Origin of the sequence: Pseudoduganella sp. R-43 (genome assembly GCF_049913255.1) — a bacterium.
GTDB lineage: Bacteria > Pseudomonadota > Gammaproteobacteria > Burkholderiales > Burkholderiaceae_D > Rugamonas.
This window is the reverse complement of the sequence record NZ_CP183988.1, coordinates 756,416-782,211: the sequence shown is the minus strand read 5'-3', so window position 1 is coordinate 782,211 and position 25,796 is coordinate 756,416. Positions and strand designations below refer to the sequence as shown.

20 protein-coding genes are annotated in these 25,796 nt (G+C 61.2%); 9 read left to right on the top strand and 11 right to left on the bottom strand.

All coding sequences use genetic code 11. From position 1 onward, the window contains the following. The first annotated feature begins 8 nt into the window (after window positions 1–8). Genes ACN9M3_RS03655 through ACN9M3_RS03625 form a run of 7 tightly spaced genes read left to right on the top strand, consistent with a single transcriptional unit; the run spans window position 9 to window position 8,923 of the window. Window positions 9–1,190 carry a fumarylacetoacetate hydrolase family protein gene (locus tag ACN9M3_RS03655; RefSeq protein ID WP_426320606.1) on the top strand — a complete coding sequence of 394 codons (1,182 nt, stop codon included), beginning with the start codon at window positions 9–11 and terminating at the stop codon, window positions 1,188–1,190. Between the two features lie 28 nt (window positions 1,191–1,218). Beyond that, window positions 1,219–1,986, top strand: coding sequence for an SDR family NAD(P)-dependent oxidoreductase (locus tag ACN9M3_RS03650; RefSeq protein WP_426323677.1), 768 nt, complete (start codon window positions 1,219–1,221; stop codon window positions 1,984–1,986). Next, window positions 1,971–2,858, top strand: coding sequence for an SMP-30/gluconolactonase/LRE family protein (locus tag ACN9M3_RS03645; protein WP_426320605.1), 888 nt, complete (start codon window positions 1,971–1,973; stop codon window positions 2,856–2,858). Before ACN9M3_RS03650 ends, ACN9M3_RS03645 begins: the two co-directional genes overlap by 16 nt. Then, complete coding sequence (locus tag ACN9M3_RS03640) at window positions 2,855–4,624, top strand: IlvD/Edd family dehydratase (RefSeq protein ID WP_426320603.1); 1,770 nt, start codon at window positions 2,855–2,857, stop codon at window positions 4,622–4,624. The genes ACN9M3_RS03645 and ACN9M3_RS03640 overlap by 4 nt, the downstream gene beginning before the upstream one ends. Continuing rightward, entirely contained in the window at window positions 4,513–6,099 is a 1,587-nt protein-coding gene (locus ACN9M3_RS03635; RefSeq protein ID WP_426320601.1) for a sugar porter family MFS transporter, read from the top strand. Before ACN9M3_RS03640 ends, ACN9M3_RS03635 begins: the two co-directional genes overlap by 112 nt. A 48-nt stretch (window positions 6,100–6,147) precedes the next feature. After that, window positions 6,148–8,532 (top strand): glycoside hydrolase family 3 N-terminal domain-containing protein, encoded by a 2,385-nt coding sequence (locus tag ACN9M3_RS03630; protein ID WP_426320599.1) that lies wholly within the window; start codon window positions 6,148–6,150, stop codon window positions 8,530–8,532. Window positions 8,533–8,566: 34 nt separating this feature from the next. Continuing rightward, the gene (locus ACN9M3_RS03625) at window positions 8,567–8,923 is read left to right on the top strand and encodes an MmcQ/YjbR family DNA-binding protein (RefSeq protein WP_426167631.1); all 357 of its coding nucleotides are present in this window, start codon (window positions 8,567–8,569) and stop codon (window positions 8,921–8,923) included. Here the strand turns inward: ACN9M3_RS03625 and ACN9M3_RS03620 are convergent. Continuing rightward, window positions 8,913–10,523, bottom strand: coding sequence for a M64 family metallopeptidase (locus tag ACN9M3_RS03620; protein WP_426320597.1), 1,611 nt, complete (start codon window positions 10,521–10,523; stop codon window positions 8,913–8,915). The two genes, ACN9M3_RS03625 and ACN9M3_RS03620, sit on opposite strands and share 11 nt — an antisense overlap. Before the next feature lie 98 nt (window positions 10,524–10,621). After that, window positions 10,622–11,515 carry a helix-turn-helix domain-containing protein gene (locus tag ACN9M3_RS03615; protein ID WP_426320595.1) on the bottom strand — a complete coding sequence of 298 codons (894 nt, stop codon included), beginning with the start codon at window positions 11,513–11,515 and terminating at the stop codon, window positions 10,622–10,624. Between the two features lie 208 nt (window positions 11,516–11,723). Between ACN9M3_RS03615 and ACN9M3_RS03610 the strand changes: the two genes are divergently transcribed. After that, complete coding sequence (locus ACN9M3_RS03610) at window positions 11,724–12,185, top strand: cupin domain-containing protein (RefSeq protein ID WP_426167625.1); 462 nt, start codon at window positions 11,724–11,726, stop codon at window positions 12,183–12,185. Between the two features lie 32 nt (window positions 12,186–12,217). Here the strand turns inward: ACN9M3_RS03610 and ACN9M3_RS03605 are convergent, their stop codons facing one another. Then, entirely contained in the window at window positions 12,218–12,814 is a 597-nt protein-coding gene (locus ACN9M3_RS03605; protein ID WP_426167623.1) for a hypothetical protein, read from the bottom strand. A 39-nt stretch (window positions 12,815–12,853) separates the two neighbouring features. Between ACN9M3_RS03605 and ACN9M3_RS03600 the strand changes: the two genes are divergently transcribed. Continuing rightward, window positions 12,854–13,432 (top strand): endonuclease/exonuclease/phosphatase family protein, encoded by a 579-nt coding sequence (locus tag ACN9M3_RS03600; protein WP_426320592.1) that lies wholly within the window; start codon window positions 12,854–12,856, stop codon window positions 13,430–13,432. Between the two features lie 169 nt (window positions 13,433–13,601). On the opposite strand, the gene rpoC is transcribed toward ACN9M3_RS03600, so the two are convergent. The 8 genes from rpoC to secE all read right to left on the bottom strand — a co-directional run bounded on the left by rpoC (window position 13,602) and on the right by secE (window position 25,779). Further along, complete coding sequence (gene rpoC, locus ACN9M3_RS03595) at window positions 13,602–17,825, bottom strand: DNA-directed RNA polymerase subunit beta' (protein WP_426167619.1); 4,224 nt, start codon at window positions 17,823–17,825, stop codon at window positions 13,602–13,604. A 140-nt stretch (window positions 17,826–17,965) separates the two neighbouring features. Further along, on the bottom strand, window positions 17,966–22,075 hold the full coding sequence (rpoB, locus tag ACN9M3_RS03590) for a DNA-directed RNA polymerase subunit beta (protein ID WP_426167617.1): 4,110 nt from the start codon (window positions 22,073–22,075) through the stop codon (window positions 17,966–17,968). Window positions 22,076–22,266: 191 nt separating this feature from the next. Continuing rightward, a complete protein-coding gene (gene rplL / locus ACN9M3_RS03585) occupies window positions 22,267–22,644 on the bottom strand; it encodes a 50S ribosomal protein L7/L12 (RefSeq protein ID WP_155452697.1) in 378 nt (125 codons plus the stop codon). Between the two features lie 64 nt (window positions 22,645–22,708). Continuing rightward, window positions 22,709–23,206: a 50S ribosomal protein L10 gene (rplJ, locus tag ACN9M3_RS03580; protein ID WP_028103002.1), complete on the bottom strand. Its 498-nt coding sequence runs from the start codon at window positions 23,204–23,206 to the stop codon at window positions 22,709–22,711. 308 nt (window positions 23,207–23,514) lie between these two features. After that, the gene (rplA, locus tag ACN9M3_RS03575) at window positions 23,515–24,210 is read right to left on the bottom strand and encodes a 50S ribosomal protein L1 (protein ID WP_130316657.1); all 696 of its coding nucleotides are present in this window, start codon (window positions 24,208–24,210) and stop codon (window positions 23,515–23,517) included. 2 nt (window positions 24,211–24,212) lie between these two features. Then, window positions 24,213–24,644, bottom strand: a complete 432-nt coding sequence (gene rplK / locus ACN9M3_RS03570; RefSeq protein ID WP_130316656.1) for a 50S ribosomal protein L11 — start codon at window positions 24,642–24,644, stop codon at window positions 24,213–24,215. Between the two features lie 152 nt (window positions 24,645–24,796). After that, window positions 24,797–25,396 (bottom strand): transcription termination/antitermination protein NusG, encoded by a 600-nt coding sequence (nusG, locus tag ACN9M3_RS03565; protein ID WP_426167614.1) that lies wholly within the window; start codon window positions 25,394–25,396, stop codon window positions 24,797–24,799. Beyond that, window positions 25,396–25,779, bottom strand: a complete 384-nt coding sequence (secE, locus tag ACN9M3_RS03560; RefSeq protein ID WP_090436079.1) for a preprotein translocase subunit SecE — start codon at window positions 25,777–25,779, stop codon at window positions 25,396–25,398. The genes nusG and secE overlap by 1 nt, the downstream gene beginning before the upstream one ends. Between the last annotated feature and the right edge of the window lie 17 nt (window positions 25,780–25,796).

Below are 25,796 nucleotides of genomic sequence, written 5' to 3'. Positions count from 1 at the left end.
GAGACTTTATGCAAACGATTAATGCATCGGCGTGCCTGCCGCACGACCTGGAAGATGCCCTGCTGGTGGGGCGCGTGTGGCGCCCGGCGCCGGTGGATGGCCCCTGCGTCGTCGTGGTACGAAATGGCGTGGTATTCGATATCACCGCGCATGTGGCCACGGTAGCGGACCTGCTGGACCGTCCGGACGTGCTGCAGTTCGCACGCGATGTGGACGGCGAACAGTTGGGCAGCGCCGAGGAACTGATCGGCGCTGCACTGGCTGGTGACGTCAAAGGCGTGCGCCTGCTGGCGCCGTGCGACGTGCAGGCCATCAAGGCTTGCGGCGTGACCTTTGCCGTCAGCCTGCTGGAACGCGTGATCGAAGAGCAGGCCGGCGGCAATCCCGCTCGCGCCAATGCGCTGCGCGCGGAACTGCTGTCCACCATCGGCGGCGATTTGTCCAGCATCAAACCCGGCTCGCCGGAGGCAGAGCAGCTCAAGCGCGAATTCCAGGCGCGCGGCGCATGGTCGCAATACATGGAAGTGGGCATCGGCCCCTTCGCCGAAGTCTTCTCGAAATCCCAGCCCATGTCGGCAGTCGGCTTCGGCGCCGATGTCGGCCTGCACCCTGCCTCGCAGTGGAACAATCCGGAGCCGGAGATCGTGCTGGCAGTGAACAGCCGCTTCGAAGCTGTCGGCGCGGCCCTGGGCAACGACGTCAACCTGCGCGACATTGAAGGCCGCAGCGCACTCCTGCTGGGCAAGGCCAAGGACAATAACGCTTCCTGCTCGATCGGCCCCTTCATCCGCCTGTTCGACAGCAGTTTCACCATGGGCGACGTGCGCAACGCCGAAGTCCGCCTGGCGATCGAAGGCAGCGACGACGACTTCGTGCTCGACGGCCTTAGCCGCATGTGCGAAATCAGCCGCGACCCGCTCGACCTGGTCGCGCAAACCGCGGGCGCCCACCACCAATACCCGGACGGCTTCATGCTCTTCCTCGGCACGATGTTCTCGCCGATCAAGGACCGCGGCCAGAAGGGCGCCGGCTTTACCCATCACCTGGGCGACCGGGTCACCATCAGCAGCGCATCGCTTGGCGCGCTGGTCAACCACGTGCAGCGCAGCGACCAGCTGCCGCCGTGGACGTTTGGTGTCCGTGCCCTCTACCGCAACCTGGCACGCCGCGGCATCGCGGCAGGAGAATAAATACATGACAGCAGCAGCAAGAAAACCCGTGGTGTACGCCACCTACCCCGACCTCGCCGCCAAGCGCGTCGTGATCACGGGCGGCGGCACCGGCATCGGCGCGGCCATCGTGGACGCCTTCACCAAACAGGGCGCGCACGTTGTCTTCCTCGATATCCAGGACGAGGCCTCGAAGGCGCTGGAGCAAAGCCTGGCAGGTGCGCAACATCCGCCGCGCTTCATCCATTGCGACCTGACCAACCTCGACGAGGTCGGCGCCGTGTTCCAGCAGATCGAGCGCGAACTCGGCCCGGTTGAAGTCCTGGTCAACAACGCCGCCAACGACAACCGCCACCAGGTGGAAGACGTCACCGCCAAATACTGGGACGACAGCCTGGCCGTCAACCTGCGCCACCAGTTCTTCTGCGCGCAGGCTGTGGCGCCGGGCATGAAGGCTGCGGGCGGCGGCGTGATCCTGAATTTCGGCTCGATCTCCTGGCACCTGGCGCTGGGCAAGCTGTCGCTGTACATGACCGCCAAGGCGGCAATCGAAGGCCTGACCCGCGGCTTGGCCCGCGACCTCGGCGCCGACGGCATCCGCGTCAATTGCATCATTCCCGGCTCGATCAAGACGCCGCGCCAGATGGCGCTGTGGCATTCGCCGGAAGACGAAGCCGCGATCCTGGCCGCCCAGTGCCTGCACGAGCGCGTGGAACCGGATGACGTGGCTGCGCTGACCCTGTTCCTCGCCTCCGGCAACGCAGCGCGCTGCTCCGGCCGCGATTACTTCGTCGACGCTGGATGGTACGGATCGTGAGCTCGCCGCAATGCATCTGGGAAGTCGGCGCCACACTGGCCGAAGGGCCGGTCTGGCATGCCTCCGAGCGCGTCTTCTACTTTGTCGACATCAAAGGCCGCCGACTGCATTGCTGCAATGAAGACGGCGGCGATCGCCTGAGCTGGGAGGCGCCTGCGGAAATCGGCTTTGCCCTGCCGATGGTTGGCGGCGATTTCATCTGCGGCCTGCAGGGCAAGCTGGCGCGCTTCACCATGGCCGGCAAGTTCGAGACCGTGCTGGAGATCGAAGCCGGCCAGCCGGGTAACCGCTGCAACGACGGCTACGTCGATGCCAACGGGCGCCTGTGGTTCGGCACCATGGACAACGGCGAATCCGCTCCCACTGGTTCCTTGTACTGCCTCGATGCACGCGGCCTGCAAGCCATGGATGGCAACATCATCATCACCAATGGCCCCTGCCACAGCCCGGACGGCAAGACCTTCTACCACACCGACACCCTGGCGCGCGTGGTATATGCCTACGACAGCGCAGCTGACGGTACGCTGTCGAACAAGCGCGAATTCGTACGCTACGCGCATGGCGTGCCCGGCCACCCGGACGGCAGCGCGGTCGACGCCGAGGGCCACCTCTGGATCTCCCTGTTCGGCGGCAGCCGCATCGAACGCTATGCGCCGGACGGCAAGCTGGCGCAAACTATCCCGATGCCCTGCCCTAACATCACCAAGGTCGCTTTCGGCGGCGCCGACCTGCGCACGGTCTTCGTCACCACCGCGCGCAAGGGCATGAGCGAAGAAGCCCTGGCCGCACACCCGCTGGCTGGCGGCGTGTTCACCTTCCGCGTGGACGTGCCCGGCCTGCCGCAACATCAATTCGACAGGAAAGCAGCATGAGCACCCGCCGCTATCGTTCGCAGGACTGGTTCGACAATCCGGACCACATCGACATGACCGCGCTGTATCTCGAGCGCTTCATGAACTACGGGATCACGCCGGAAGAGCTGCGCAGCGGCCGCCCGATCATCGGCATCGCGCAATCGGGCAGCGACATCAGCCCATGCAACCGGATCCACCTCGACCTGGCCAAGCGCGTGCGCGACGGCATCCGCGACGCGGGCGGCATACCGATGGAATTCCCGCTGCACCCTATCTTCGAGAACTGCCGCCGTCCCACCGCCGCCATCGACCGCAACCTGGCCTATATGGGCCTGGTCGAGATCCTGCACGGCTACCCGATCGACGCCGTGGTGCTGACCACCGGCTGCGACAAGACCACCCCGGCGCAGCTGATGGCCGCATCCACCGTCGACATTCCCGCCATCGTGCTGTCCGGCGGGCCGATGCTCGATGGCTGGCTCGATGGTGAACTGGTTGGCTCGGGCGCCGCGATCTGGAAAGGCCGCCGCCAGTTGGCAGCAGGCCAGATCGACAACGAAAAGTTCCTCGAGATCGCCGCCGCTTCGGCACCGTCAGCGGGCCACTGCAACACCATGGGCACCGCCTCCACCATGAACGCCATGGCCGAAGCACTGGGCATGTCGCTCACCGGCTGTTCCGCCATCCCGGCGCCCTACCGCGAGCGCGGCCAGATGGCCTATGAAACCGGGCGCCGCATCGTCGAACTGGCGCAGCAGGACATCCGGCCGTCGTCGATCCTGTCGCGCGAAGCCTTCCTGGACGCCATCGTGGTCAATGCCGCCATCGGCGGTTCCACCAACGCCCAGCAGCACATCATGGCCATGGCGCGCCACGCCGGCGTCGAACTGCACGAAGACGACTGGATGACCTACGGCCACGACATCCCGCTGCTGCTGAACATGCAGCCTTCCGGAAAATTCCTCGGCGAGCGTTTCCATCGCGCCGGCGGCGTCCCGGCCATCATGTGGGAGCTGCACAAGGCGGGCAAGCTGCGCGCCGACCGCCCGACCGTCACCGGCCGCAGCATGGCGCAGAACCTGGAAGGCCGCGAGAGCGCCGACCGCGAAATGATCACGCCATTCGACAAGCCGCTGAAAGAGCAGGCCGGCTTCATGGTCTTGCGCGGCAACCTGTTCGACTTTGCGATCATGAAGAGCAGCGTGATCTCTGAAGACTTCCGCAACCGCTACCTGCGCCGTCCCGGCCAGGAAAACATCTTTGAATGCCGCGCCGTTGTATTTGACGGCTCCGGCGACTACCACGCCCGCATCAACGATCCTTCATTGGGCATCGACGAGAACACCATCCTGGTGATCCGCGGCGCCGGCCCGGTGGGCTGGCCCGGTTCGGCGGAAGTGGTGAACATGCAACCGCCTGATGCGCTGATCAAGAAAGGCATCAACAACCTGCCGACCCTTGGCGACGGCCGCCAGTCCGGCACTTCCGACAGCCCGTCGATCCTGAACGCCTCGCCGGAAAGCGCGGTGGGCGGCGGCCTGGCCTGGATTCGCACCGGCGACATGGTGCGCATCGACCTGAACACCGGCAGCTGCAATATGCTGGTGGACGACCAGGAAATTGAACGCCGCAAGCAAGACGGCGTGCCGCCCGTACCGCCTAGCCAGACGCCATGGCAGGAGATCTATCGTGCCACCGTGGGCCAGATGGCCAACGGCGCGTGCATGGAGCTGGCACTGGCTTACCGAGGCGTCGCGAACGACACGCCGCGCCACAATCACTGACCCGGCACGAACCGGGCCTGATAAAGAAAGAGGAGACATCCATGAACAGCATTGCCCTGGAAAATACCGAACCCAGTCATGAAGAGGAGAACACTGGCCTCATCATCCTTATCAGCTGCGTAGCCACCATCGGCGGCTTCCTGTTCGGCTTCGATAGTGGCGTCATCAACGGCACGGTCGACGGCCTGAAGCAGGCGTTCCACTCAACCTCCGCCGGGATCGGTTTCGAAGTCGCGTCGATGCTGCTTGGCTGCGCGATCGGCGCCTTCTTCGCCGGCCGCCTTGGCGACCGCTGGGGGCGCCGTGCAGTGCTGATCATTTCCTCCGTGATGTTCCTGCTGTCGGCGCTGGGCGCAGGCTGCGCGACGACATCGGCCGTGTTCATCGCCGCCCGCGTACTGGGCGGCTTCGCCGTCGGCGCGGCTAGCGTGATGTCGCCGGCCTACATCGCCGAAGTCGCCTCGGCGCGCTATCGCGGCCGTCTCGCAACCGTCCAGCAGATCGCCATCATCAGCGGTTTGTTCTGTGCCTTCCTCAGCAACTATATGCTGGCGAAAGCAGCCGGCGGTTCGACCGGCGTACTGTGGCTCGGCCAGGAGGCGTGGCGCTGGATGTTCTGGATGATGGCCATTCCATCCGCGCTGTTCCTGCTGCTCCTGCTGGCGATTCCTGAAAGCCCGCGCTTCCTGGTCGTGAAGAAGCGCACATCCGAAGCCATGGCCGTGCTGGAGCGCCTGTATGGCGCCTCCGCAGCCAAGGAGAAGTTCGCAGCGATCGACGTCTCGCTGTCCGAAGACCACCATCGCCCACGCCTGTCCGACCTGATCAACAAGGCAACCGGCAAGCTGCGTCCTATCGTCTGGGTCGGCATCGGCCTGGCGACCTTTCAGCAGCTGGTCGGTATCAACGTCGTGTTCTACTACGGCGCGGTACTGTGGCAGGCCGTTGGCTTCTCCGAGAGCGATGCGCTGCTGATTAACGTCCTTTCGGGTGCACTGAGCATTGGCGCCTGCATCGTCACCGTGTTCCTGATCGACCGCATCGGCCGCAAGCCCTTGCTGTGGATCGGCTCGATCGGCATGGCAGTGACGCTCGGGCTGGTCACCCTTGCATTCGCCAGCGCGTCGCTCGACGCAAGCGGCAAGCTGACGCTGTCCGGCTCCATGGGCGTGCTCGCGCTGATCGCCGCGAATGTCTACGTGATCTTCTTCAACCTGTCGTGGGGTCCGGTCATGTGGGTCATGCTGGGCGAGATGTTCCCCAACCAGATTCGCGGCTCCGGCCTGGCAGTCGCAGGCGCCGCGCAATGGACATCGAATTTCATCATCACGGTGACCTTCCCGATCCTGCTCGGCGGCATCGGCCTGGCTGGCGCATACGGTATCTACACCGTCGCCGCCGTGATCTCCCTGTTCTTCGTCCTGCGCTATGTGCATGAAACGCGCGGCAAAGAGCTGGAGCAGATGGAAGGCTAAGCAGGTTCAAGAAAAATATAAAACGAATACAACTACTGGAGACACAGCATGAAACGCAGGCAGTTCCTCACATCCCTATCCGGCGCGGCTAGCGTAGCCGCCCTCGGCACGCCGGCAGCCATGGCTGCCGCAGCGGCAAGGCCCCTGTACAAAGACCCCGCCGCGCCGGTGCCGGCCCGCGTAAAAGACCTGCTCGGTCGCATGACGCTGGAGGAAAAGGTCGCGCAAATGCTGTGCATCTGGCAGGAGAAAGGCATCATCCAGGACGCCAACGGTGAATTCTCGGCCGCGAAAGCCGCCAAGGCTTACCCGAATGGCCTCGGCATGCTGGCCCGCCCTTCCGACCGCCAGGGCGGCGCCGAAGCAGGCGGCGCCGGCGACAACGGCGCCCGCGCCAACCGCAACGCTCGGGAGACCGCAACCTACACCAACGCCGCGCAGAAATGGGCCGTCGAACAGACGCGCCTCGGCATTCCGCTGTTCATGCACGAAGAATCCCTGCACGGCTACGTGGCGAAGGACGCCACCAGCTTCCCGCAGGCGATCGCGCTCGCATCGACTTTCGACCCGCCGCTGGTACGCAAGGTATTCAGCGTCGCCGCCCGCGAGATGCGTGCCCGCGGCGCCAACCTGGCACTGGCGCCGGTGGTCGACGTGGCACGCGAACCGCGCTGGGGCCGCATCGAAGAAACCTTCGGCGAAGACCCGCACGTGTGCGCCGAGATGGGCAAAGCAGCCGTGCTGGGCTTCCAGGGTGAGGAACGCAAGCTGGCCAAGGACAAGGTGTTCACGACGCTGAAGCACATGACCGGCCACGGCCAACCGGAAAGCGGCACCAACATCGGTCCCGCCGAAGTCACCGAACGCACGCTGCGCGAAGAATTCTTCCCGCCATTCGAGTGCATCATCAAGGAAACCAATGCCGCCGCCGTGATGCCTTCGTATAACGAGATCGGCGGCCTGCCATCGCACGCCAACCACTGGCTGCTGCACAAAGTGCTGCGCGAAGAATGGGGTTTCAAAGGCCTGACAGTATCCGACTACTTCGGCGTCAAGGAACTGATCACCCGCCACCGCCTCGCCGACATGCCGAAGGACGCCGCCACGCGCGCCGTCAAAGCCGGCGTTGACATCGAAACCCCGGACGCCTTCGGCTACCAGCTCCTGCCACAACTGGTAAAGGAGAAAAAGGTCAGCGTCGCAGAAATCGACACCGTGGTGTCCCGCATCCTCGAATGGAAATTCCTCTCCGGCCTGTTCGAACAGCCTTACGTCGACGCCGCCGTTGCAGACAGCCTGACCGCCACGCCGGAGGCCGTTGCCCTGGCCCGCGAGGCTGCCGCGCGCGCCGTCGTGCTGCTGAAGAACGACAAAGGCCTGCTGCCGCTGGACGGCAAGAAGGTCGGCAAGGTGCTGCTGCTCGGCACCCACGCCAAGGACACCCCGATCGGCGGCTATTCCGACGTGCCGCGCCACGTGGTCTCGGTGTACGAAGGCCTGCAAGCCGAAAGCCAGCGCCAGGGCTTCCAGCTCGAATACCGCGAAGGCGTGCGCATCACCGAAGAACGGATCTGGGGCAAGGACGAAATCATCTTCACCCCACCGCAGACCAACGCCAAGCTGATTGCCGAAGCCGTTGCCGCCGCGCGCAACGCCGACACCATCATCATGGTCCTGGGCGACAACGAACAGACCAGCCGCGAAGCCTGGGCCGACAACCACCTGGGAGACCGCCAGACGCTGGATATGCTGGGCCAGCAGAACGAACTGGCCAAGGCCATCTTCGACCTCGGCAAGCCAACCGTGGTCTTCCTGCTTAACGGCCGCCCGTTGTCGGTCAACCTGCTGGCCGAACGTGCCGACGCGCTGGTGGAAGGATGGTACCTCGGCCAGGAAACCGGCCACGCCGCCGCCGACGTCCTGTTCGGCCGCGCCAACCCGGGCGGCAAGATGCCGGTGTCAGTAGCGCGCCACGTCGGCCAACTGCCGATCTTCTACAATCACAAGCCAAGCGCCCGCCGCGGCTACATCGACGGCAGCACCAAGCCGCTCTACCCGTTCGGCTATGGCCTGAGCTACACCAGCTTCGCATTCAGCGAGGCGCGCCTGGCGCAAGCCACCATCGCCGCCAACGGCAGCACGAAAGTCAGCGTCGACGTCACCAACACCGGCAAGCGCGCCGGCGACGAAGTGGTGCAGATGTACATCCGCGACGACATCAGCAGCGCTACCCGTCCCGTACTGGAACTGAAAGGCTTCCAGCGCATCACGCTGCAGCCGGGCGAGAAGCGCACCGTCACCTTCAACATCAAGCCGGCCGACCTGCAGTTCTACAACGCCGACATGAAGCGCGTTGTCGAACCGGGCAACTTCACCATTTCGGTGGGCCCGGACAGCGCAACCTTGAAATCGGCCAAACTGCTGGTCAGTTGACGCTAGAATGTCCACTTTCGAGTCGGGAGCGAAAGTGGACATCACTCAAGTCAAAGCCCACTGCGCCAGCCTGCCTGGCGCAGACAGCCTGCTGCATGCACCGCCGGTCAATGTACTAAGCTACAAGGTCGGCGGCAAAACCTTCGCCTACTTCAAGACCAGCGAACCGGAACAATGGCGCTTCAGTTTCCGCGCCACGCCCGACCGCTTCCTCGAACTCACCGGCATGCCCGGCGTGAAACCGGCCCGCTACATGGGCCGCTTCCATTGGGTCACGATCGTCGACGTGCGCCGCTTTCCGGAAGACTACCTGGTCGAACTGGTGCAATGGTCCTACGACAAGGCATTCTCCTCGCTGACAAAGGCACGCCAGCGCGAGATCAAGGCTTAGGGAAAGCGTAGGTCAGCGAATAGTTGCCGCTGCCCGAATACGACTTCACCTGCGCGTAGTAATAGCCCGCCGTGCCGTTGTAGCTGATCGACTCGCTGGACGTATTGCCCTCGCTGGAAGCGACCTTGGTCCAGGCGCTGCCCGACCACTTGTACAGGAACAGGTCGAAGTCGGCACCGGAAGGACCGCTCAGTTGCAGCGAGAAGGTGCCGGCGCCGGCCTGCACCCAGCCAGGCGACGCGCTAGGCGCAATGGCGCTGCCGCCGTTGGCCAGGGTACCGGTCTGCGTGACCGAACCGGAGCCGGTGTACTTGGCAAACACCTTCTTCACCGCGCCTTCATTCACCGCATGCCACGGATACCCCAGCGTGCGCATGCGCGAGTTCTCTGTCGGACGGTATTTGCCCGAGCCGCAGTACTGCGCGCCCACGAAAGTGCCGACAGTACCGTTCGGGTACACGCCAAGTCCGGTCGGCACTGCGGTGCTGCCGGAAATCAGGCTGCCCCATTTGACGGAACGCGTGCCGTTCAGCGACACGTTGACTTCGGTGGGCTCGCTGCTGGTGTTGCAGGTGCCGTACTCGTATTCGTCCGCCAATGCGAACGCCGTATGGCCGATTTCATGCAAGGCCACCTCGATCGACTGCTCATGCATCGACAGCGTTGCCACCGCGCCGCCGGAACCACCGTAGCGCGTCGAGTTCGCGATCACCACAATCACATCGCGCGCATCGGGCGCCAGCACGGAAGCCGCGATATTGGTCGCCTTGGTATTGTTCACGCACAGCAGGCGTTCGATGTTGTAGCAAGCGAATTCCCCATCCATCGCCGTATCGCGATAAATGCCCTTATCGAGTTCGTCCACGCCCGACTGGTTGCTGGCCACGTCGACGCGATGGATATTCATCGAAGCGCGGTTGGCATTGAACAGCGGATCGGCCAGGAAGCCATTGATCACCTTCTGCGCATCGGCGCGCCACTTATCCATTTCCGCAGCGGTGTAGCCGTCGCCGATGAAGACATAGTCCATATGCGTCGCCGCGCTGCCGTTGTTCAGGATGGTCGTCGCGGTGGCGGAAGGCGTCGCCGCCAGCATGGCCGAGCGCGAGGTCTTGCCGCTCGCTGCCGCCTGTTCCAGGGTGCCGCGATCGAAACGCGCCAGCGCCGCAGGTGCTGCAAGAGCCGTCTTGGCGCCGGTGCTGGCACCCTTCTTCGGCAGCACCTCCACGCTCGCGGTGGCTTTGTCGAATGGCAGCGACACCTCAAAGCTGCCCTCACGCTGCTGCACCGTGGTCGACAGGTCGATAGCGCCCGAACGCGGATTGAAGGTCTCCACGTGGCGGCGCAAGCCATTGTTGACGCTCACCTCATGCAGCACGCGGCCCTGGGCATCCTTAGCGACCACCACCCACTGGTCATCCTCCGCGCCCTGGCGCACATTGGGCGTCACCGCAAACTTGCCCACTTCCGCATGCAGGGGTTTGAACTCCGCCCCGCTACGGCCTTCAGCAAAGCCGATGCGCAGCGAGATATTGTCGGCCTGGGCAGCACCCGCTGCCGCCAGCGCGAGAAGCATCAGTGAATTTCGAAGTAAAGCCATGTTCTCTCTCCATTTGTTGTGGTTTGGAACTGGAGATTCTGTGGCCGATCAAAGAGGCGGCGCGTGCAAAAACGCGCGCAATTTGCACAATCCTGCTTTTAACAATTGTTACAGCGGCTGGCGCGCCACGCAGCAGGCGACAGGCCGTACTGCGTCGCGAAAGCGCGCGTGAAATGGCTGGCACTATGAAACCCGAACTCCTCCGCAATGTCGACAATGCGCGCCTCCCGGCCTGCGAGTGCCACACATGCCTGCTCCAGGCGCCGGGTCAGCACATAGCGATGCGGCGGCAAGCCGACCGCCCGATGGAACTCGCGCGAGAAATGCGCCGCACTCATGCCGCACAGGGACGCCAGTTCCGCATTGGCCAGCGGCGCATCCAGGTGATCTGAAATATGCCGCAGCACGCGGCGCAGGCGCGCACCGCCGAGGGAGCTGTCGGCGCCTTGGGCCGGGCGCGAATAATGTTCGAGCAGGTAGCAAGCCAGGGCCATGGCCAGGTGGTCGCACATCTCCGCCGCCAGCGGCCCGGCCAGCGCCTGCGCATCGAGCATCTTGCGCACCAGGTCGGATACCATGCGGTCGGAAGTGAACTGGCTAGCCGCCAGCGTGGCATCGATATCCTCGCCGCGCTGCGCCGCCAAGCGGTCCAGTAGCTGCACCGGCAGGAAGACATTCACGATATCGCAGCCGCTCAACTGGCTCCAGCGCCCCTGCTCCCCTGGCGGACAAAGACGAAAGCGGCTCGCTCCGATGGTCCCGCCCCAGACCGGCGTATCGCCGTGCCAGATGCGCGCATCGAGCGGCTCCATCATCAGCGCCAGGCGGTAAGTGCCCGGATGCGGGCTTACGGAGCGAATGGCGTGATCCGGCCCATCGCTGGTCCACCGCCCCAACGCAGCCCCCGATCCGGGAAGCGGCCCGACACAGGCATTCAGCGAGTGCACGCCCGCCATCCTGAACCACCGCTCAAGCTCTTCGACGCTCTCCATCGAAGCAATATACCCCACCTACAGCCGAGCCCGTGTCACACCATGGGGTCACACCCCAAGTGTGACACGGGCTCGGCTGGAATCAGCGTCCAGGCCGGGCGTTTCAGCACAGGAGTGTCGCTGCCTACCAACTTGGAATCCGCTGCGGATGGGCTATAACGATAAATGGACGCCAGTTTCCCCGCCAACCATAAGAAGGAGCGCCACCATGAGAACAATGGCATTTGCGGTACTAGCGGTTTCTACCCTGCTGAGCGCCAACGCGCCAGCCAAGGATAAAGGCAAGGCCATGGAAGATGTGGTCTGGCCGGCCGAGTCGGTGAAATGGGAAGCCGGCCCGGTTGCCGGCACCAAGGTTGCCAAGCTGTGGGGCGACTGGATGAAAGGCGGCCCTTACGGCGTGCTGGTGAAGTTCGACGCCGGGCAGGTCAACGCCCTGCACCACCACACCCACGCGCTGAAGATCGTGATCATGTCCGGCACTTTCGTGCATAAATCCGATGGCGCCCCTGAAACCAAGCTGGGCCCGGGCTCTTACCTGATGCAAGCGCCCGGCAAAAAGCACGTCAGCGGCTGTGCAACCGGTGCAGACTGCACCTTCTTCATGACATCCGACGGCAAGTTCGATTTGATTGACGATTCGAAGGCCGCGGCAAGCGATAAAAAGTAGTCGAGAAACGAGTGAGGTCACATCTCGTGGCCTCAGGCCTTCCCGTAAGTGAGCATGAACTGCAAAATGGCGCGAATTTCCGCCTCAGTCGCGGAGGGAAGGTGAAATACGTCACGATCATCCCAGGTCATCTTGGACTCGGTCAGCTTGACCATGTGGGCGCCGAAGTGATCCATATTGAAGGCTGCCCCAAGCGCATGCCCACGCGGCGGCATCGTGTTGAAAATGATCCTGAAACTGCGGTCAGGCATCTGCCGAATCACCGGCTCGCAATTGGCGTCGAAGCCTCTCGCCTGGACTTCGCCATAGCTTCGGGCATGTTTCGCAATAATGGACGAATAGCTGAAGCGGCGCACACCGCCGTAGCGCTGGTTTACATGGATCGTGACATCATTGTCCAGCCTGACCTTGACAACGGCACCCTTCGCGTCTTTCGTCTCGACCTCGATCTCCTCGCCGCCTACCAGTGCATCAAACAGCTTGCGCTTGGCAGGGTGCAGGCGTGCCACGATTTCAGCATGATTGTTTGGCAAGTCATACAGGCCGCTGAACATCGACTCATGCAGGTACATTTTTCCATCATCGCCCACAGTCGTCGCGTCACAGGTGATTTGGAGGGATTCGGCCATAGCGCTCTCAAACAGAATGCAGAAAATACTGATTGTAGTATGCAATTGGCGCCTGACAATATTTCTGGGGCTGGCGCAAATAAAAACGCCACCCAATGGTGGCATTTTTGCAGCAGTTTGTTAATTAGACCCTACCATTTCGCGCCAGCGGGCTTCCAGCAATGCGTCTCGCCTATACTGGTGAGTCCGAACTACCTATCGTGGAGCATGACAACGTTGGGGTGGGATGCTACTTGCTGCAACCATATCGCCTCCTGGGCGCAACTGCAGGATCGCCAGACTGGCCGCAAGTTCTACTTCTTCTCCGTTCACTTCGACCACGAAGGCGAGGTGGCGCGCCGGGAATCGGCTAAGCTCATGCTGCGAAAGGTGAAGGAAATTGCCGGCTCCGAGCCAGTGATCGTGGCCGGCGATTTGAATTCCGTCCCGGAGACCGAACAGGTTGCCATCATGAAGTCTCGGCTGGCCGATGCATTCGATATCAGCGCGAAGCCAGCCTATGGCCCGGTTGGTACTTTCAACAGATTTAAAATCGACAGCCCACTGACAGAGCGTATTGACCGCATCTTCGCCAGCCCGCACGTGAAGGTATTGAGCTACGCAACACTGACCGATTAACTCCACGGCCGCTTCCCATCCGATCACCTGCCTGTGCTGATCAAGGCCAGGATCAACTGAAGAGCCCGTGTCACCCTTGGGGTGTGACCCCATGGTGTGACACGGGCTCTGCCGTAGCGCAAAAAAAAACGCCACCCGAAGGTGGCGTTTTTTCTGGCGTTGAAGCGGATTACGCTTCGTCGCTGTGGTGCGGTTCGTCCGCTGGCAGTTCGGCCACGATCGCGGCGCGTTCTGCTTCCAGCAGCGCTTTGCGCTCTTCGGCTTCCCACACTTCCTTCTCTTTGCGGGCGCGGTGGAAGGCCAGGCCGGTACCGCCTGGGATCAGGCGGCCGACGATGACGTTTTCCTTCAGGCCGCGCAGACCGTCGCGCTTGCCCATGATCGCGGCTTCGGTCAGCACGCGGGTGGTTTCCTGGAACGATGCGGCCGAGATGAAGGAGTCGGTCGACAGCGATGCCTTGGTAATACCCAGCAGTACGTTTTCGTACGTTGCAGGGATCTTGTTCAGGGCATTGACGCGATCGTTTTCTTCCAGCAGTTCGGAACGCTCCACCTGCTCGCCGACGATGTAGTCGGTGTCGCCGGCGTTGGTGATCTGCACGCGGCGCAGCATCTGGCGAACGATCACCTCGATGTGCTTGTCGTTGATCTTCACGCCCTGCAGTCGGTACACGTCCTGCACTTCGTCAACGATGTAGCGTGCCAGCGCTTCGATACCCAGCAGGCGCAGGATGTCTTGCGGATCGGCTGGGCCGTCCACGATCATCTCGCCCTTGTTCACCACCTGGCCGTCGTGCACCAGCACTTGCTTGTCCTTGGTAATCAGGAACTCGTGCTTGTTGCCGTCCATGTCGGTGATTTCCAGACGCTGCTTGCCCTTGGTTTCCTTACCGAAGGCCACGGTACCGGTGACTTCCGCCAGCATGCCCGCGTCTTTCGGCGAACGTGCTTCGAACAGTTCCGCCACGCGTGGCAGACCACCGGTAATGTCTCGGGTCTTCTGCGATTCGGTCGGGATACGCGCCAGAACCTCACCCACGGACACTTGCTGGCCGTCTTTCACCATGATCAGCGCGCCGACCTGGAAGCCGATCGCCACTGCGTGTTCGGTGCCGGCGATCTTCACTTCGCCGCCGTCTTCGTTCAGCAGTTTCACCTGTGGACGCAGGGCCTTGCCTGGGGAACCACGACGCTTGGCGTCGATCACCACCAGGGTGGCCAGGCCGGTCACTTCGTCGACCTGGCGAGCCACGGTCACGCCTTCTTCGATGTTCTCGAAGCGGATGGTACCGGCGTACTCGGTAATGATCGGACGGGTCAGCGGGTCCCAGGTTGCCAGAGGAGCGCCGGCCTTCACAGCCATGCCATCCTTGACGATCAGGGTCGCGCCGTACGGTACCTTGTGACGCTCGCGCTCACGGCCGTGGTCGTCGGTGATCAGCACTTCGCCGGAACGGGAAATGACGATCTGGGCGCCCTTGCCGTTGGTGACGTAACGCATCGTGGCGGTGAAGCGCACGGTGCCGTTCGACTTGGCTTCGACGGACGATGCCACTGCTGCACGCGATGCCGCACCACCGATGTGGAAGGTACGCATGGTCAGCTGGGTACCAGGTTCACCGATCGACTGCGCTGCCACCACACCGACTGCTTCGCCGGCGTTGACCAGCAGGCCGCGGCCCAGGTCGCGGCCGTAGCACTTGGCGCACAGGCCGTAGCGGGTGTCGCAAGTCAGCGGGGTACGGACCTTCACTTCGTCGATGCCGACGCGTTCGATCTCTTCCACCATGTCTTCGTCCAGCAGGGTGCCGGCTTCGTACAGGGTAGCCTGGGTCTCTGGGTTGACGATGTCGGTGCCTGCCACGCGGCCGAGGATACGGTCGCGCAGGGCTTCGATCACTTCACCACCTTCGACCATCGCCTTCATCAGGGTGCCGTTGGAAGTGCCGCAATCGTCTTCGATCACCACCAGATCCTGGGTCACGTCGACCAGACGACGGGTCAGGTAACCGGAGTTCGCGGTCTTCAGCGCGGTGTCGGCCAGACCTTTACGAGCGCCGTGGGTCGAGATGAAGTACTGCAGAACGTTCAGGCCTTCGCGGAAGTTCGCGGTAATTGGCGTCTCGATAATCGAGCCGTCTGGCTTGGCCATCAGGCCTCGCATACCGGCCAGCTGGCGAATCTGTGCTGCGGAACCACGCGCACCGGAGTCGGCCATCATGTAAATCGCGTTGAACGATTCCTGGGTCGACTGGGTGCCGTCGCGGCGCACCACGTCTTCCACCTTCAGGTGGTCCATCATCGCCTTGCCGACTTCGTCGGAGGTCTTGCCCCAGATGTCGACGACCTTGTTGTAACGTTCGCCGGCGGTGACCAGACCGGAAGCGTACTGCTGCTCGATCTGCTTCACTTCCGCTTCGGCGGTCGCGATCAGGGTCTTCTTCACTTCCGGTACCAGCATGTCGTCCACGCAGATCGAAATACCGGCGCGGGTTGCCAGGCGGAAGCCCGACTGCATCAGCTGGTCGGCAAACACCACGGTTGCGCGCAGGCCGCACTTGCGGAAGGAAGTGTTGATCAGCTTGGAGATCTCTTTCTTCTTCAGCGGACGGTTCAGTACGCTGAATGGCAGGCCTTTCGGCAGGATCTCGGACAGGATGGCGCGGCCAACGGTGGTCTCGTAACGGGTCACGGTACGGACGAACTCGCCGGTTGCTGGATCCTTTGGATTCTCAACGATACGCACGGTGATGCGGGTCGCCAGTTCCACTTCCTTGTTGTCGTACGCGCGGATCACTTCCGACACGTCCGGGAACATCATGCCTTCGCCCTTGGCGTTCACTGCTTCGCGGGTCGCGTAGTACAGACCCAGCACGATATCCTGGGAAGGAACGATCGATGGTTCGCCGTTCGATGGGAACAGGATGTTGTTCGAAGCCAGCATCAGGGTGCGGGCTTCCATCTGTGCTTCGATCGACAGAGGAACGTGGACTGCCATCTGGTCACCGTCGAAGTCCGCGTTGAACGCGGCGCAGACGAGCGGGTGCAGCTGGATCGCTTTACCTTCGATCAGCACAGGCTCGAACGCCTGGATACCGAGACGGTGCAGGGTTGGTGCACGGTTCAGCATGATCGGATGTTCGCGGATCACTTCTTCCAGGATGTCCCACACCACTGGCTCTTGCACTTCGACCAGCTTCTTAGCGGCCTTGATGGTGGTCGCGAGACCCATCAGTTCCAGCTTGTTGAAGATGAATGGCTTGAACAGTTCCAGAGCCATCAGCTTTGGCAGACCGCACTGGTGCAGTTTCAGCTGTGGACCCACCACGATCACGGAACGGCCGGAGTAGTCGACGCGCTTACCCAGCAAGTTCTGACGGAAGCGGCCGCCCTTACCCTTGATCATTTCAGCCAGCGACTTCAGCGGACGCTTGTTGGCGCCGGTCATCGCTTTGCCGCGACGGCCGTTGTCCAGCAGCGAGTCAACTGCTTCCTGCAGCATGCGCTTTTCGTTACGCGTGATGATCTCTGGAGCACGCAGCTCCATCAGGCGCTTCAGACGGTTGTTACGGTTGATGACGCGGCGATACAGGTCGTTCAGGTCGGAGGTCGCGAAGCGGCCGCCATCCAGCGGGACCAGTGGGCGCAGTTCCGGCGGCAGCACCGGCAGCACTTCCATGATCATCCAGTCTGGCTTGATGCCGGAACGCTGGAATGCTTCCAGCACTTTCAGGCGCTTGGCGTACTTCTTGATCTTCGCTTCGGACTTCGATTCCTTCAGTTCCACGCGCAGGGCTTCGGCATCGCGGTGGATGTCGATCGAGCGCAGCAGTTCGCGGATACCTTCAGCGCCCATGAAGGCGGTGAAGTCGTCGCCGTACTCTTCGTACTTGGCGGCGTAGTCGTCTTCCGACATGATCTGGCACTTCTTCAGCGGGGTCATGCCTGGATCGGTCACGACGTATGCTTCGAAGTACAGCACGCGTTCGATATCGCGCAGGGTCATGTCCAGGACCATGCCCAGGCGCGACGGCAGCGATTTCAGGAACCAGATGTGGGCAACCGGGGATGCCAGTTCGATGTGGCCCATGCGCTCACGGCGCACTTTGGCCAGGGTCACTTCAACGCCGCACTTTTCGCAGATGACACCGCGGTGCTTCAGGCGCTTGTACTTGCCGCACAGGCATTCGTAGTCCTTGATCGGGCCAAAGATCTTGGCGCAGAACAGGCCATCGCGCTCTGGCTTGAAGGTACGGTAGTTGATGGTCTCAGGCTTTTTGACTTCGCCGTAGGACCACGAACGGATTTTCTCAGGAGAGGCCAGACCGATCTTGATCGCGTCGAACGACTCGTTTTGCTGTACTTGCTTGAATAAATCGAGCAGGGCTTTCATGTATCACTCCAGATAGTGACGAATTCTTTACTTACTTAAAACCGGTAAACCGGTGTCAGACCCACTGGGTCCGACACCCGGTACGCGGCTGCCGCGGGCTCAGTGTCTGACCCTGCGGGTCAGACGCTGCTTTACCGGTTTTAGTTGCGCTCGAGGTCGATATCGATACCCAGCGAGCGGATCTCTTTCACCAGCACGTTGAACGATTCCGGCATGCCGGCGTCGATCACGTGGTCGCCCTTGACGAGGTTTTCGTACACTTTGGTACGGCCGTTCACGTCGTCGGACTTCACGGTCAGCATTTCTTGCAGCACGTAGGACGCGCCGTACGCTTCCAGTGCCCACACCTCCATCTCACCGAAGCGCTGGCCGCCGAACTGGGCTTTACCGCCCAGAGGCTGCTGCGTCACCAGCGAGTAAGGACCGGTGGAACGGGCGTGCATCTTGTCGTCGACCAGGTGGTGCAGCTTCAGCATGTGCATCACGCCCACGGTGACTTTGCGTTCGAACGCTTCGCCGGTGCGGCCGTCGTACATGGTGACCTGGTTCTTGGACGGGGTCATGCCCAGGTGCTTGGCGATATCGTCCGGATACGCCAGGTCCAGCATGCGGCGGATTTCCGATTCGTGCGCGCCGTCGAACACCGGAGTCGCGAACGGCACACCCTTCTTCAGGTTGTATGCCAGCTTCATGATCTCGTCGTCGGACAGGGAAGCGATGTCTTCCTTGGCGCCGGACTCGTTGTACACGGTGGTCAGGTACTTGCGCATCTCTTCGACCTTGATCTGCGCTTGCAGCATTTCGCCGATACGGATGCCCAGGCCCTTCGCTGCCCAACCAAGGTGGGTTTCCAGGATCTGGCCAACGTTCATACGGGACGGAACGCCCAGTGGGTTCAGCACCACGTCTGCCGGGGTACCGTCAGCCATGTATGGCATGTCTTCCACCGGAACGATACGGGACACAACACCCTTGTTACCGTGGCGGCCTGCCATCTTGTCGCCGGACTGCAGGCGGCGTTTAACGGCCAGGTACACCTTGACCATCTTCTGCACGCCAGGCTGCAGTTCGTCGCCCTGGGTCAGCTTCTTGCGCTTCTCTTCGAAGGCCAGGTCGAACTGGTGGCGCTTCTCGGCGATGGATTCCTTGATGGCTTCCAGGGCTTTGGCCATGTCTTCGTCGGCAGGACGGATGTCGAACCAGTGGAACTTGTCCAGGTCGTCCAGGTAGTCCTTGGTGACCTTGGCGCCTTTGGCCAGCTTCTTCGGACCGCCGTTGACCACTTGGCCGATCATCATCTTTTCCAGACGCTGGAAGGCGTCGCCTTCCACGATACGCATCTGGTCGTTCAGGTCCAGGCGGTAGCGCTTCAGTTCATCGTCGATGATCTGCTGGGCGCGCTTGTCGCGTGGGATGCCTTCGCGGGTGAACACTTGCACGTCGATGACGGTACCAACCATGCCGGATGGAACGCGCAGCGAGGTGTCTTTCACGTCGGATGCTTTTTCGCCGAAGATCGCGCGCAGCAGCTTCTCTTCCGGGGTCAGCTGGGTTTCGCCTTTCGGGGTCACCTTACCGACCAGCACGTCGCCGGCTTGCACTTCAGCGCCGATGTACACGATGCCGGACTCGTCCAGGCGAGCCAGTTGGTTCTCTGCCAGGTTCGAAATATCGCGGGTGATTTCTTCCGCGCCCAGCTTGGTGTCACGGGCAACAACGGACAGTTCTTCGATGTGGATCGAGGTGTAACGGTCGTCTTTCACGACGTTTTCCGAGATCAGGATCGAGTCTTCGAAGTTCAGGCCGTTCCATGGCATGAAGGCCACGGTCATGTTCTGGCCCAGTGCCAGTTCGCCCAGGTCGGTCGATGCGCCGTCGGCGATCACGTCGCCCTTGGCCACACGGTCGCCCACTTTGACGATCGGACGCTGGTTGATGTTGGTGTTCTGGTTGGAACGGGTGTACTTGATCAGGTTGTAGATGTCCACACCGACTTCGCCAGCCTGTGCTTCTTCGTCGTTCACGCGGATCACGACGCGGCCCGCGTCGATGTAGTCCACCACGCCGCCGCGCAGGGCCTGCACGGTGGTGCCGGAGTCGACTGCCACGGTACGTTCGATACCGGTACCGACCAGCGCCTTTTCAGGACGCAGGCAAGGCACGGCTTGACGCTGCATGTTGGCGCCCATCAGTGCACGGTTCGCGTCATCGTGTTCCAGGAATGGAATCAGCGATGCTGCAACGGACACGATCTGGCCTGGCGCAACGTCCATGTACTGCACGCGCTCTGGGGAGACCAGAATGGTTTCGCCGGCTTCACGGGACGATACCAGTTCGTCGACCAGTTGGCCTTCTTCATTCACTTTGGCGTTTGCCTGGGCGATGATGTAGCGGCCTTCTTCGATCGCGGACAGGTAATCGATCTTGTCGGTCACCTTGCTGTTTTCAACTTTACGGTACGGGGTTTCCAGGAAGCCGTACTCGTTCAGGCGGGCGTACAGTGCCAGCGAGTTGATCAGACCAATGTTCGGGCCTTCAGGCGTTTCGATCGGGCACACACGGCCGTAGTGGGTCGGGTGAACGTCTCGCACCTCGAAGCCTGCGCGTTCGCGGGTCAGGCCGCCAGGGCCCAGGGCCGATACGCGGCGCTTGTGGGTGATTTCCGACAGCGGGTTGGTCTGGTCCATGAACTGCGACAGCTGGGACGAACCGAAGAACTCACGGATAGCAGCCGAGATCGGCTTGGAGTTGATCAGGTCGTGCGGCATCAGGTTGTCGGCTTCGGCCTGGCCCAGGCGTTCCTTGACGGCGCGCTCAACGCGCACCAGGCCGGCGCGGAACTGGTTCTCGGCCAGTTCGCCCACGCAACGTACGCGGCGGTTACCCAGGTGGTCGATATCGTCGACTTCGCCGCGGCCATTGCGCAGCTCAACCAGGATCTTGATCACGGCCAGCACGTCGTCGTTCGACAGGGTCATGGCGCCGGTCAGTTCGTCACGGCCGATACGGCGGTTGAACTTCATGCGGCCCACGGCGGACAGGTCGTAGCGGTCGGCGCTGTAGAACAGGCCGTTGAACAGGGCTTCCACCGACTCTTCGGTTGGCGGTTCGCCAGGACGCATCATGCGGTAGATCGCGATACGGGCTGCGGTCTGGTCGGCAGTGTCGTCGATACGCAGGGTCTGGGAGATGTAGCCGCCCTGGTCCAGGTCGTTGGTGTACAGGGTCTGGATCGCGGAGATATTGGCTTCGCGCAGCTTGCCCAGGGTGTCTTCGGTCAGCTCGTCGTTGGCCAGTGCCACCACTTCGCCGGTTTCCGGATCAACGATGTTCTTCGCCAGTACGCGGCCCAGCAGGTAGTCTTCCGGCACGGAGATGTGCTGGATGCCGGCTGCTTCGATTTCGCGCACGTGCTTGGCGTTGATACGCTTGTCCTTGGTGACGATGGTCTTGCCCGACTTCGGATCGACGATGTCGAAGCGCGCGACTTCACCGCGCAGGCGTTCGGACACGAACTCCATCTCCGCGCCTTCCGAACGCAGGTTGAAGTTGTCGAAGACGAAGAAGTTCGCCAGGATCTGTTCCGGGGTCATGCCGATCGCCTTCAGCAGGATCGATACCGGCATCTTGCGGCGGCGGTCGACGCGGAAGTACAAGATGTCTTTCGGGTCGAACTCGAAGTCCAGCCAGGAACCGCGGTAAGGAATGATACGTGCCGAGAACAGCAGCTTGCCGGACGAGTGGGTCTTGCCGCGGTCGTGCTCGAAGAACACGCCTGGCGAACGGTGCAGCTGGGATACGATGACACGCTCGGTACCGTTGATCACGAACGAGCCGGTGGTCGTCATCAGGGGCAGTTCGCCCATGTAGACTTCCTGTTCCTTCATTTCCTTCACGACCGGCTTGGTTGGCGATTCCTTGTCCAGGATCACCAGGCGCACTTTGGCGCGCAGCGGGGAAGCGAAGGTCAGGCCGCGCAGTTGGCATTCCTTGACGTCGAACGCCGGGTCACCCAGGACGTAGGACAGGAATTCCAGACGGGCGAAGCCGTTGTGGGAAACGATTGGGAAGATCGACGTGAAAGCCGATTGCAGGCCTTCGTTCTTGCGGTTTGCAACGGGAGTGTGCTCTTGCAAGAAGTTCTCGTACGACTCGAGCTGGGTAGCCAGCAGGAACGGAACGTTGTGGACGTTGGCGCGTTTCGCAAAGGACTTGCGAATGCGTTTCTTCTCAGTAAATGAGTAGTGCATGGACACTCCGTGTGAGACAGGAAAAGGTAGAGAATTCAGCGTTGCGGGCGCGCTTCGCAAAGCTCAATTCACTAGAAAACAACAACTTCTACTTCAGAGACGACAAAGGAGCCAAGGGCGGACCCTCCCTTTCGGGAGAGATCCGCCGCATTGGCTTCCTAAACTAAGGCAGTTAACCCGCCTTGGTTCAATTACTTCAGGTCAGCTTTCGCGCCGGCTTCTTCCAGCTTCTTCTTAGCTGCTTCAGCGTCGGCCTTAGCCATTGCTTCTTTCACGGTCTTCGGTGCGCCGTCAACCAGGTCTTTGGCTTCTTTCAGGCCCAGACCGGTGATTTCGCGAACAGCCTTGATCACGCCAACTTTGTTAGCGCCGACTTCGGACAGAACCAGGTTGAATTCGGTTTGCTCTTCAGCAGCAGCTGCGCCGCCGGTTGCGCCGCCAGCGGCTGGAGCTGCCATTGCAGCTGCGGACACGCCGAACTTTTCTTCGAATGCCTTGACCAGTTCGTTCAGGTCCATTACGGACATTTCGGACACTGCGTTCAGGATGTCGTCTTTGGAAATTGCCATTTGAAACTCCTAATTTGTTTGTAGTACTACAGAATTGGTATTGACTAAGAAACGAGGCCAGCGATTAAGCAGCTTCGGTTTCTTTCTTGGCTGCCAGAGCAGCCAAGCCACGTGCAAAGCCCGACACCGGAGCCAGCATAACGCCCAACAGCTGCGAAATGAGGACTTCACGGGAAGGAATGCTCGCCAGTGCGGTAACGCCAGCTACGTCGAGCTGCTTACCTGCATAGTTACCAGCCTTCAGGACCAGTTTGTCGTTGGTTTTGGCGAAGTCGGCGAGGACTTTCGCTGCAGCAACAGCATCATCCGAGATCGAGTAGATCAGCGGACCGGTCATGGAGTCGGCCAGAGCGGCGAACTGCGTGCCTTCTACTGCACGACGTGCCAGGGTGTTCTTCAGAACACGGATGTACACGCCTTGCGCACGCGCATTAGCACGGAGTTTAGTCAAGTGACCAACCTGGATGCCACGGTACTCGGCCACAGCGATAGTTTGCGCAGTTGCTACTTTTGCGGAAACTTCGGCTACGACGGCCTTTTTGTCATTCAGATTGAGACCCACGGTCTATCTCCTTAAATAATGCTCGGCTTGCGCCTCGCATCGGTTCGAACAACGGCGTCCGAGGTTTAGGAGTCTAAAGGGACTACATAAACTTGTTCGGGATCACCATCTGCGTTGGGAGCTTTCACTATTAACCCAGAGCCTACCTGATGCTCCGAGCCCAACGGTCTTTGAAGGCATGGCGGCGGCAGAACCGCCGCCAACCCAAAGATCCGCCTCAACCTTCCGGCTGAGGACTTAATACTATTCAGTCGGTGCCAGGGGCCAACACGCTGCGCGTGTCAGCCACTGGCACCGAAGTGTAAAACTTAGCCGTTCAGGCCAGCGTGGTCTACGCGTACGCCAGCGCCCATGGTGGACGACAGGGATACTTTACGCAGGTACACGCCTTTGGACGAAGCTGGCTTAGCCTTGTTCAGGGCGTCGATCAGAGCAACCAGGTTGGTCTTCAGATCTGCGTCGCTGAACGACTTGCGGCCGATGGTCGCGTGGATGATACCTGCCTTGTCGGTACGGTACTGAACCTGACCGGCCTTGGCGTTCTTCACGGCGCCAGCCACGTCTGGAGTGACGGTGCCAACTTTCGGGTTAGGCATCAGGCCACGTGGGCCCAGGATCTGGCCCAGGGTACCAACGATACGCATGGTGTCTGGGGAAGCGATCACGATGTCGAAAGGCATGTCGCCGGCTTTGACGCGCTCAGCCAGGTCTTCCATACCAACAACGTCAGCGCCGGCAGCTTTAGCTTGCTCAGCCTTGTCGCCGGTTGCGAACACAGCAACGCGAACAGTCTTGCCGGTGCCAGCTGGCAGAACCACGGAACCACGCACAACCTGGTCGGACTTCTTAGGATCCACGCCCAGTTGAACGGACACGTCGATGGATTCGTTGAACTTGGCGGTAGCCAGTTCTTTAACCAGGGCGACAGCGTTGTCGAAAGCGTACACTTTGGTACGGTCTACTTTAGCCTTGATGGCTTGAGCGCGCTTGGACAGTTTTGCCATGATTAGATGCCCTCTACGGTGATGCCCATGGAACGTGCGGAACCAGCGATGGTGCGAACAGCAGCATCCAGGTCGGCAGCGGTCAGGTCCGGGGTCTTCAGTTTAGCGATTTCTTCAGCTTGAGCGCGGGTCAGCTTGCCTACCTTGTCGGTATGTGGCTTGGACGAACCCTTTTGCACGCCGGAGTGCTTCTTGATCAGGAAGGTCGCTGGAGGGGTCTTCATCACGAAGGTGAAGGACTTGTCCGCGAACGCAGTGATCACGACTGGGATTGGCATGCCTGGTTCCATACCTTGGGTCTGCGCGTTGAACGCCTTGCAGAATTCCATGATGTTCAGACCGCGCTGGCCCAGTGCTGGACCGATTGGAGGGGATGGGTTTGCCTTACCAGCTGGAACTTGCAGCTTGATAAAGCCAATGATTTTCTTTGCCATTTGGGCACTTCCTATCGTTGGATTGAGTAGTAGCGCCCCGCACGCGGCGGGGCTCCTCTTGGTTTTGCCAGCTTAGACGCGCTGGCAGGCGATTTACCGCAAAACCGGCAAACCGGTGTCTGACCCAATGGGTCAGACACCGAACTACCGGTTTAGATCTTTTCGACCTGGCCGAACTCGAGTTCGACCGGAGTAGCGCGACCGAAGATGGTGACCGACACACGCACCTTGGATTTCTCGTAGTTGACTTCTTCCACGTTGCCGTTGAAGTCGGTGAACGGGCCATCCTTGATGCGGACTTGCTCGCCCACTTCGTACAGCACTTTTGGACGTGGCTTTTCCACGCCTTCCTGCATTTGCGTCATGATCTTTTCGATCTCGCGCGCAGGAATCGGGGTCGGCTTGTTCGACTTGCCGCCGATGAAGCCGGTCACCTTGCTGGTGTTCTTCACCAGGTGCCAGGTTTCGTCGGTCATTTCCATTTCCACCAGGACGTAGCCCGGGAAGAAGCGGCGCTCGGTAACGGACTTCTGGCCGTTACGAACTTCAACGACTTCTTCGGTCGGCACCAGGATCTGGCCGAACTGGTCTTGCATGCCGGCGCGCTCGACGCGCTCCATCAGGGCGCGCTGTACGCTTTTCTCCATGCCGGAGTAGGCGTGCACGACGTACCAGCGCTTGTTGCTGACTGGCGTCGACACTGCCTGCGCAGGCTCTTCCTTGCCTGGCTCGTCTTGTACAATTTCGCTCATTATTTCTTCCAACCCAGGATGAGGTCGTACAACACAAATTCGAGGATCTTATCCGTGCCCCAGAGGAAAATCGCCATGACCAGCACAAAGGCGAACACGATCAGAGTGATCTGACGGGCTTCCTTGTGGGTCGGCCAAACAACTTTCTTGGTCTCGCGAACGGATTCTTTCGCAAAATTCAGGAAATCACGGCCTGCAGCAGAGGTGTACGCGATGCCGGCGGAAATAAGCAAACCAACCACAAGCGCGGCTGCCCGCACCAGGGTTGGTTTACCGGTCAGGACGAAGAATCCGACCACGCCTGCAATCAACGCCACAACTGCCAACACGACTTTGAACTTATCGTTCGTCGTGCTAACGGTTTGCACGGATTGATTAGACATTTACTTTTTACTTTCGG

What these genes read in the sequence shown, in the direction of transcription:
- ACN9M3_RS03620 (WP_426320597.1), bottom strand. Translation starts at nt 10,523, where the DNA reads ATGGCTTTACTTCGAAATTCACTGATGCTTCTCGCGCTGGCGGCAGCG.
- ACN9M3_RS03610 (WP_426167625.1), top strand. Translation starts at nt 11,724, where the DNA reads ATGAGAACAATGGCATTTGCGGTACTAGCGGTTTCTACCCTGCTGAGC.
- ACN9M3_RS03640 (WP_426320603.1), top strand. Translation starts at nt 2,855, where the DNA reads ATGAGCACCCGCCGCTATCGTTCGCAGGACTGGTTCGACAATCCGGAC.
- ACN9M3_RS03655 (WP_426320606.1), top strand. Translation starts at nt 9, where the DNA reads ATGCAAACGATTAATGCATCGGCGTGCCTGCCGCACGACCTGGAAGAT.
- secE (WP_090436079.1), bottom strand. Translation starts at nt 25,779, where the DNA reads ATGTCTAATCAATCCGTGCAAACCGTTAGCACGACGAACGATAAGTTC.
- rplL (WP_155452697.1), bottom strand. Translation starts at nt 22,644, where the DNA reads ATGGCAATTTCCAAAGACGACATCCTGAACGCAGTGTCCGAAATGTCC.
- ACN9M3_RS03630 (WP_426320599.1), top strand. Translation starts at nt 6,148, where the DNA reads ATGAAACGCAGGCAGTTCCTCACATCCCTATCCGGCGCGGCTAGCGTA.
- nusG (WP_426167614.1), bottom strand. Translation starts at nt 25,396, where the DNA reads ATGAGCGAAATTGTACAAGACGAGCCAGGCAAGGAAGAGCCTGCGCAG.
- rpoC (WP_426167619.1), bottom strand. Translation starts at nt 17,825, where the DNA reads ATGAAAGCCCTGCTCGATTTATTCAAGCAAGTACAGCAAAACGAGTCG.
- ACN9M3_RS03600 (WP_426320592.1), top strand. Translation starts at nt 12,854, where the DNA reads ATGCAATTGGCGCCTGACAATATTTCTGGGGCTGGCGCAAATAAAAAC.
- ACN9M3_RS03635 (WP_426320601.1), top strand. Translation starts at nt 4,513, where the DNA reads ATGGCAGGAGATCTATCGTGCCACCGTGGGCCAGATGGCCAACGGCGC.
- ACN9M3_RS03645 (WP_426320605.1), top strand. Translation starts at nt 1,971, where the DNA reads ATGGTACGGATCGTGAGCTCGCCGCAATGCATCTGGGAAGTCGGCGCC.
- rplA (WP_130316657.1), bottom strand. Translation starts at nt 24,210, where the DNA reads ATGGCAAAACTGTCCAAGCGCGCTCAAGCCATCAAGGCTAAAGTAGAC.
- rplK (WP_130316656.1), bottom strand. Translation starts at nt 24,644, where the DNA reads ATGGCAAAGAAAATCATTGGCTTTATCAAGCTGCAAGTTCCAGCTGGT.
- rpoB (WP_426167617.1), bottom strand. Translation starts at nt 22,075, where the DNA reads ATGCACTACTCATTTACTGAGAAGAAACGCATTCGCAAGTCCTTTGCG.
- ACN9M3_RS03605 (WP_426167623.1), bottom strand. Translation starts at nt 12,814, where the DNA reads ATGGCCGAATCCCTCCAAATCACCTGTGACGCGACGACTGTGGGCGAT.
- ACN9M3_RS03615 (WP_426320595.1), bottom strand. Translation starts at nt 11,515, where the DNA reads ATGGAGAGCGTCGAAGAGCTTGAGCGGTGGTTCAGGATGGCGGGCGTG.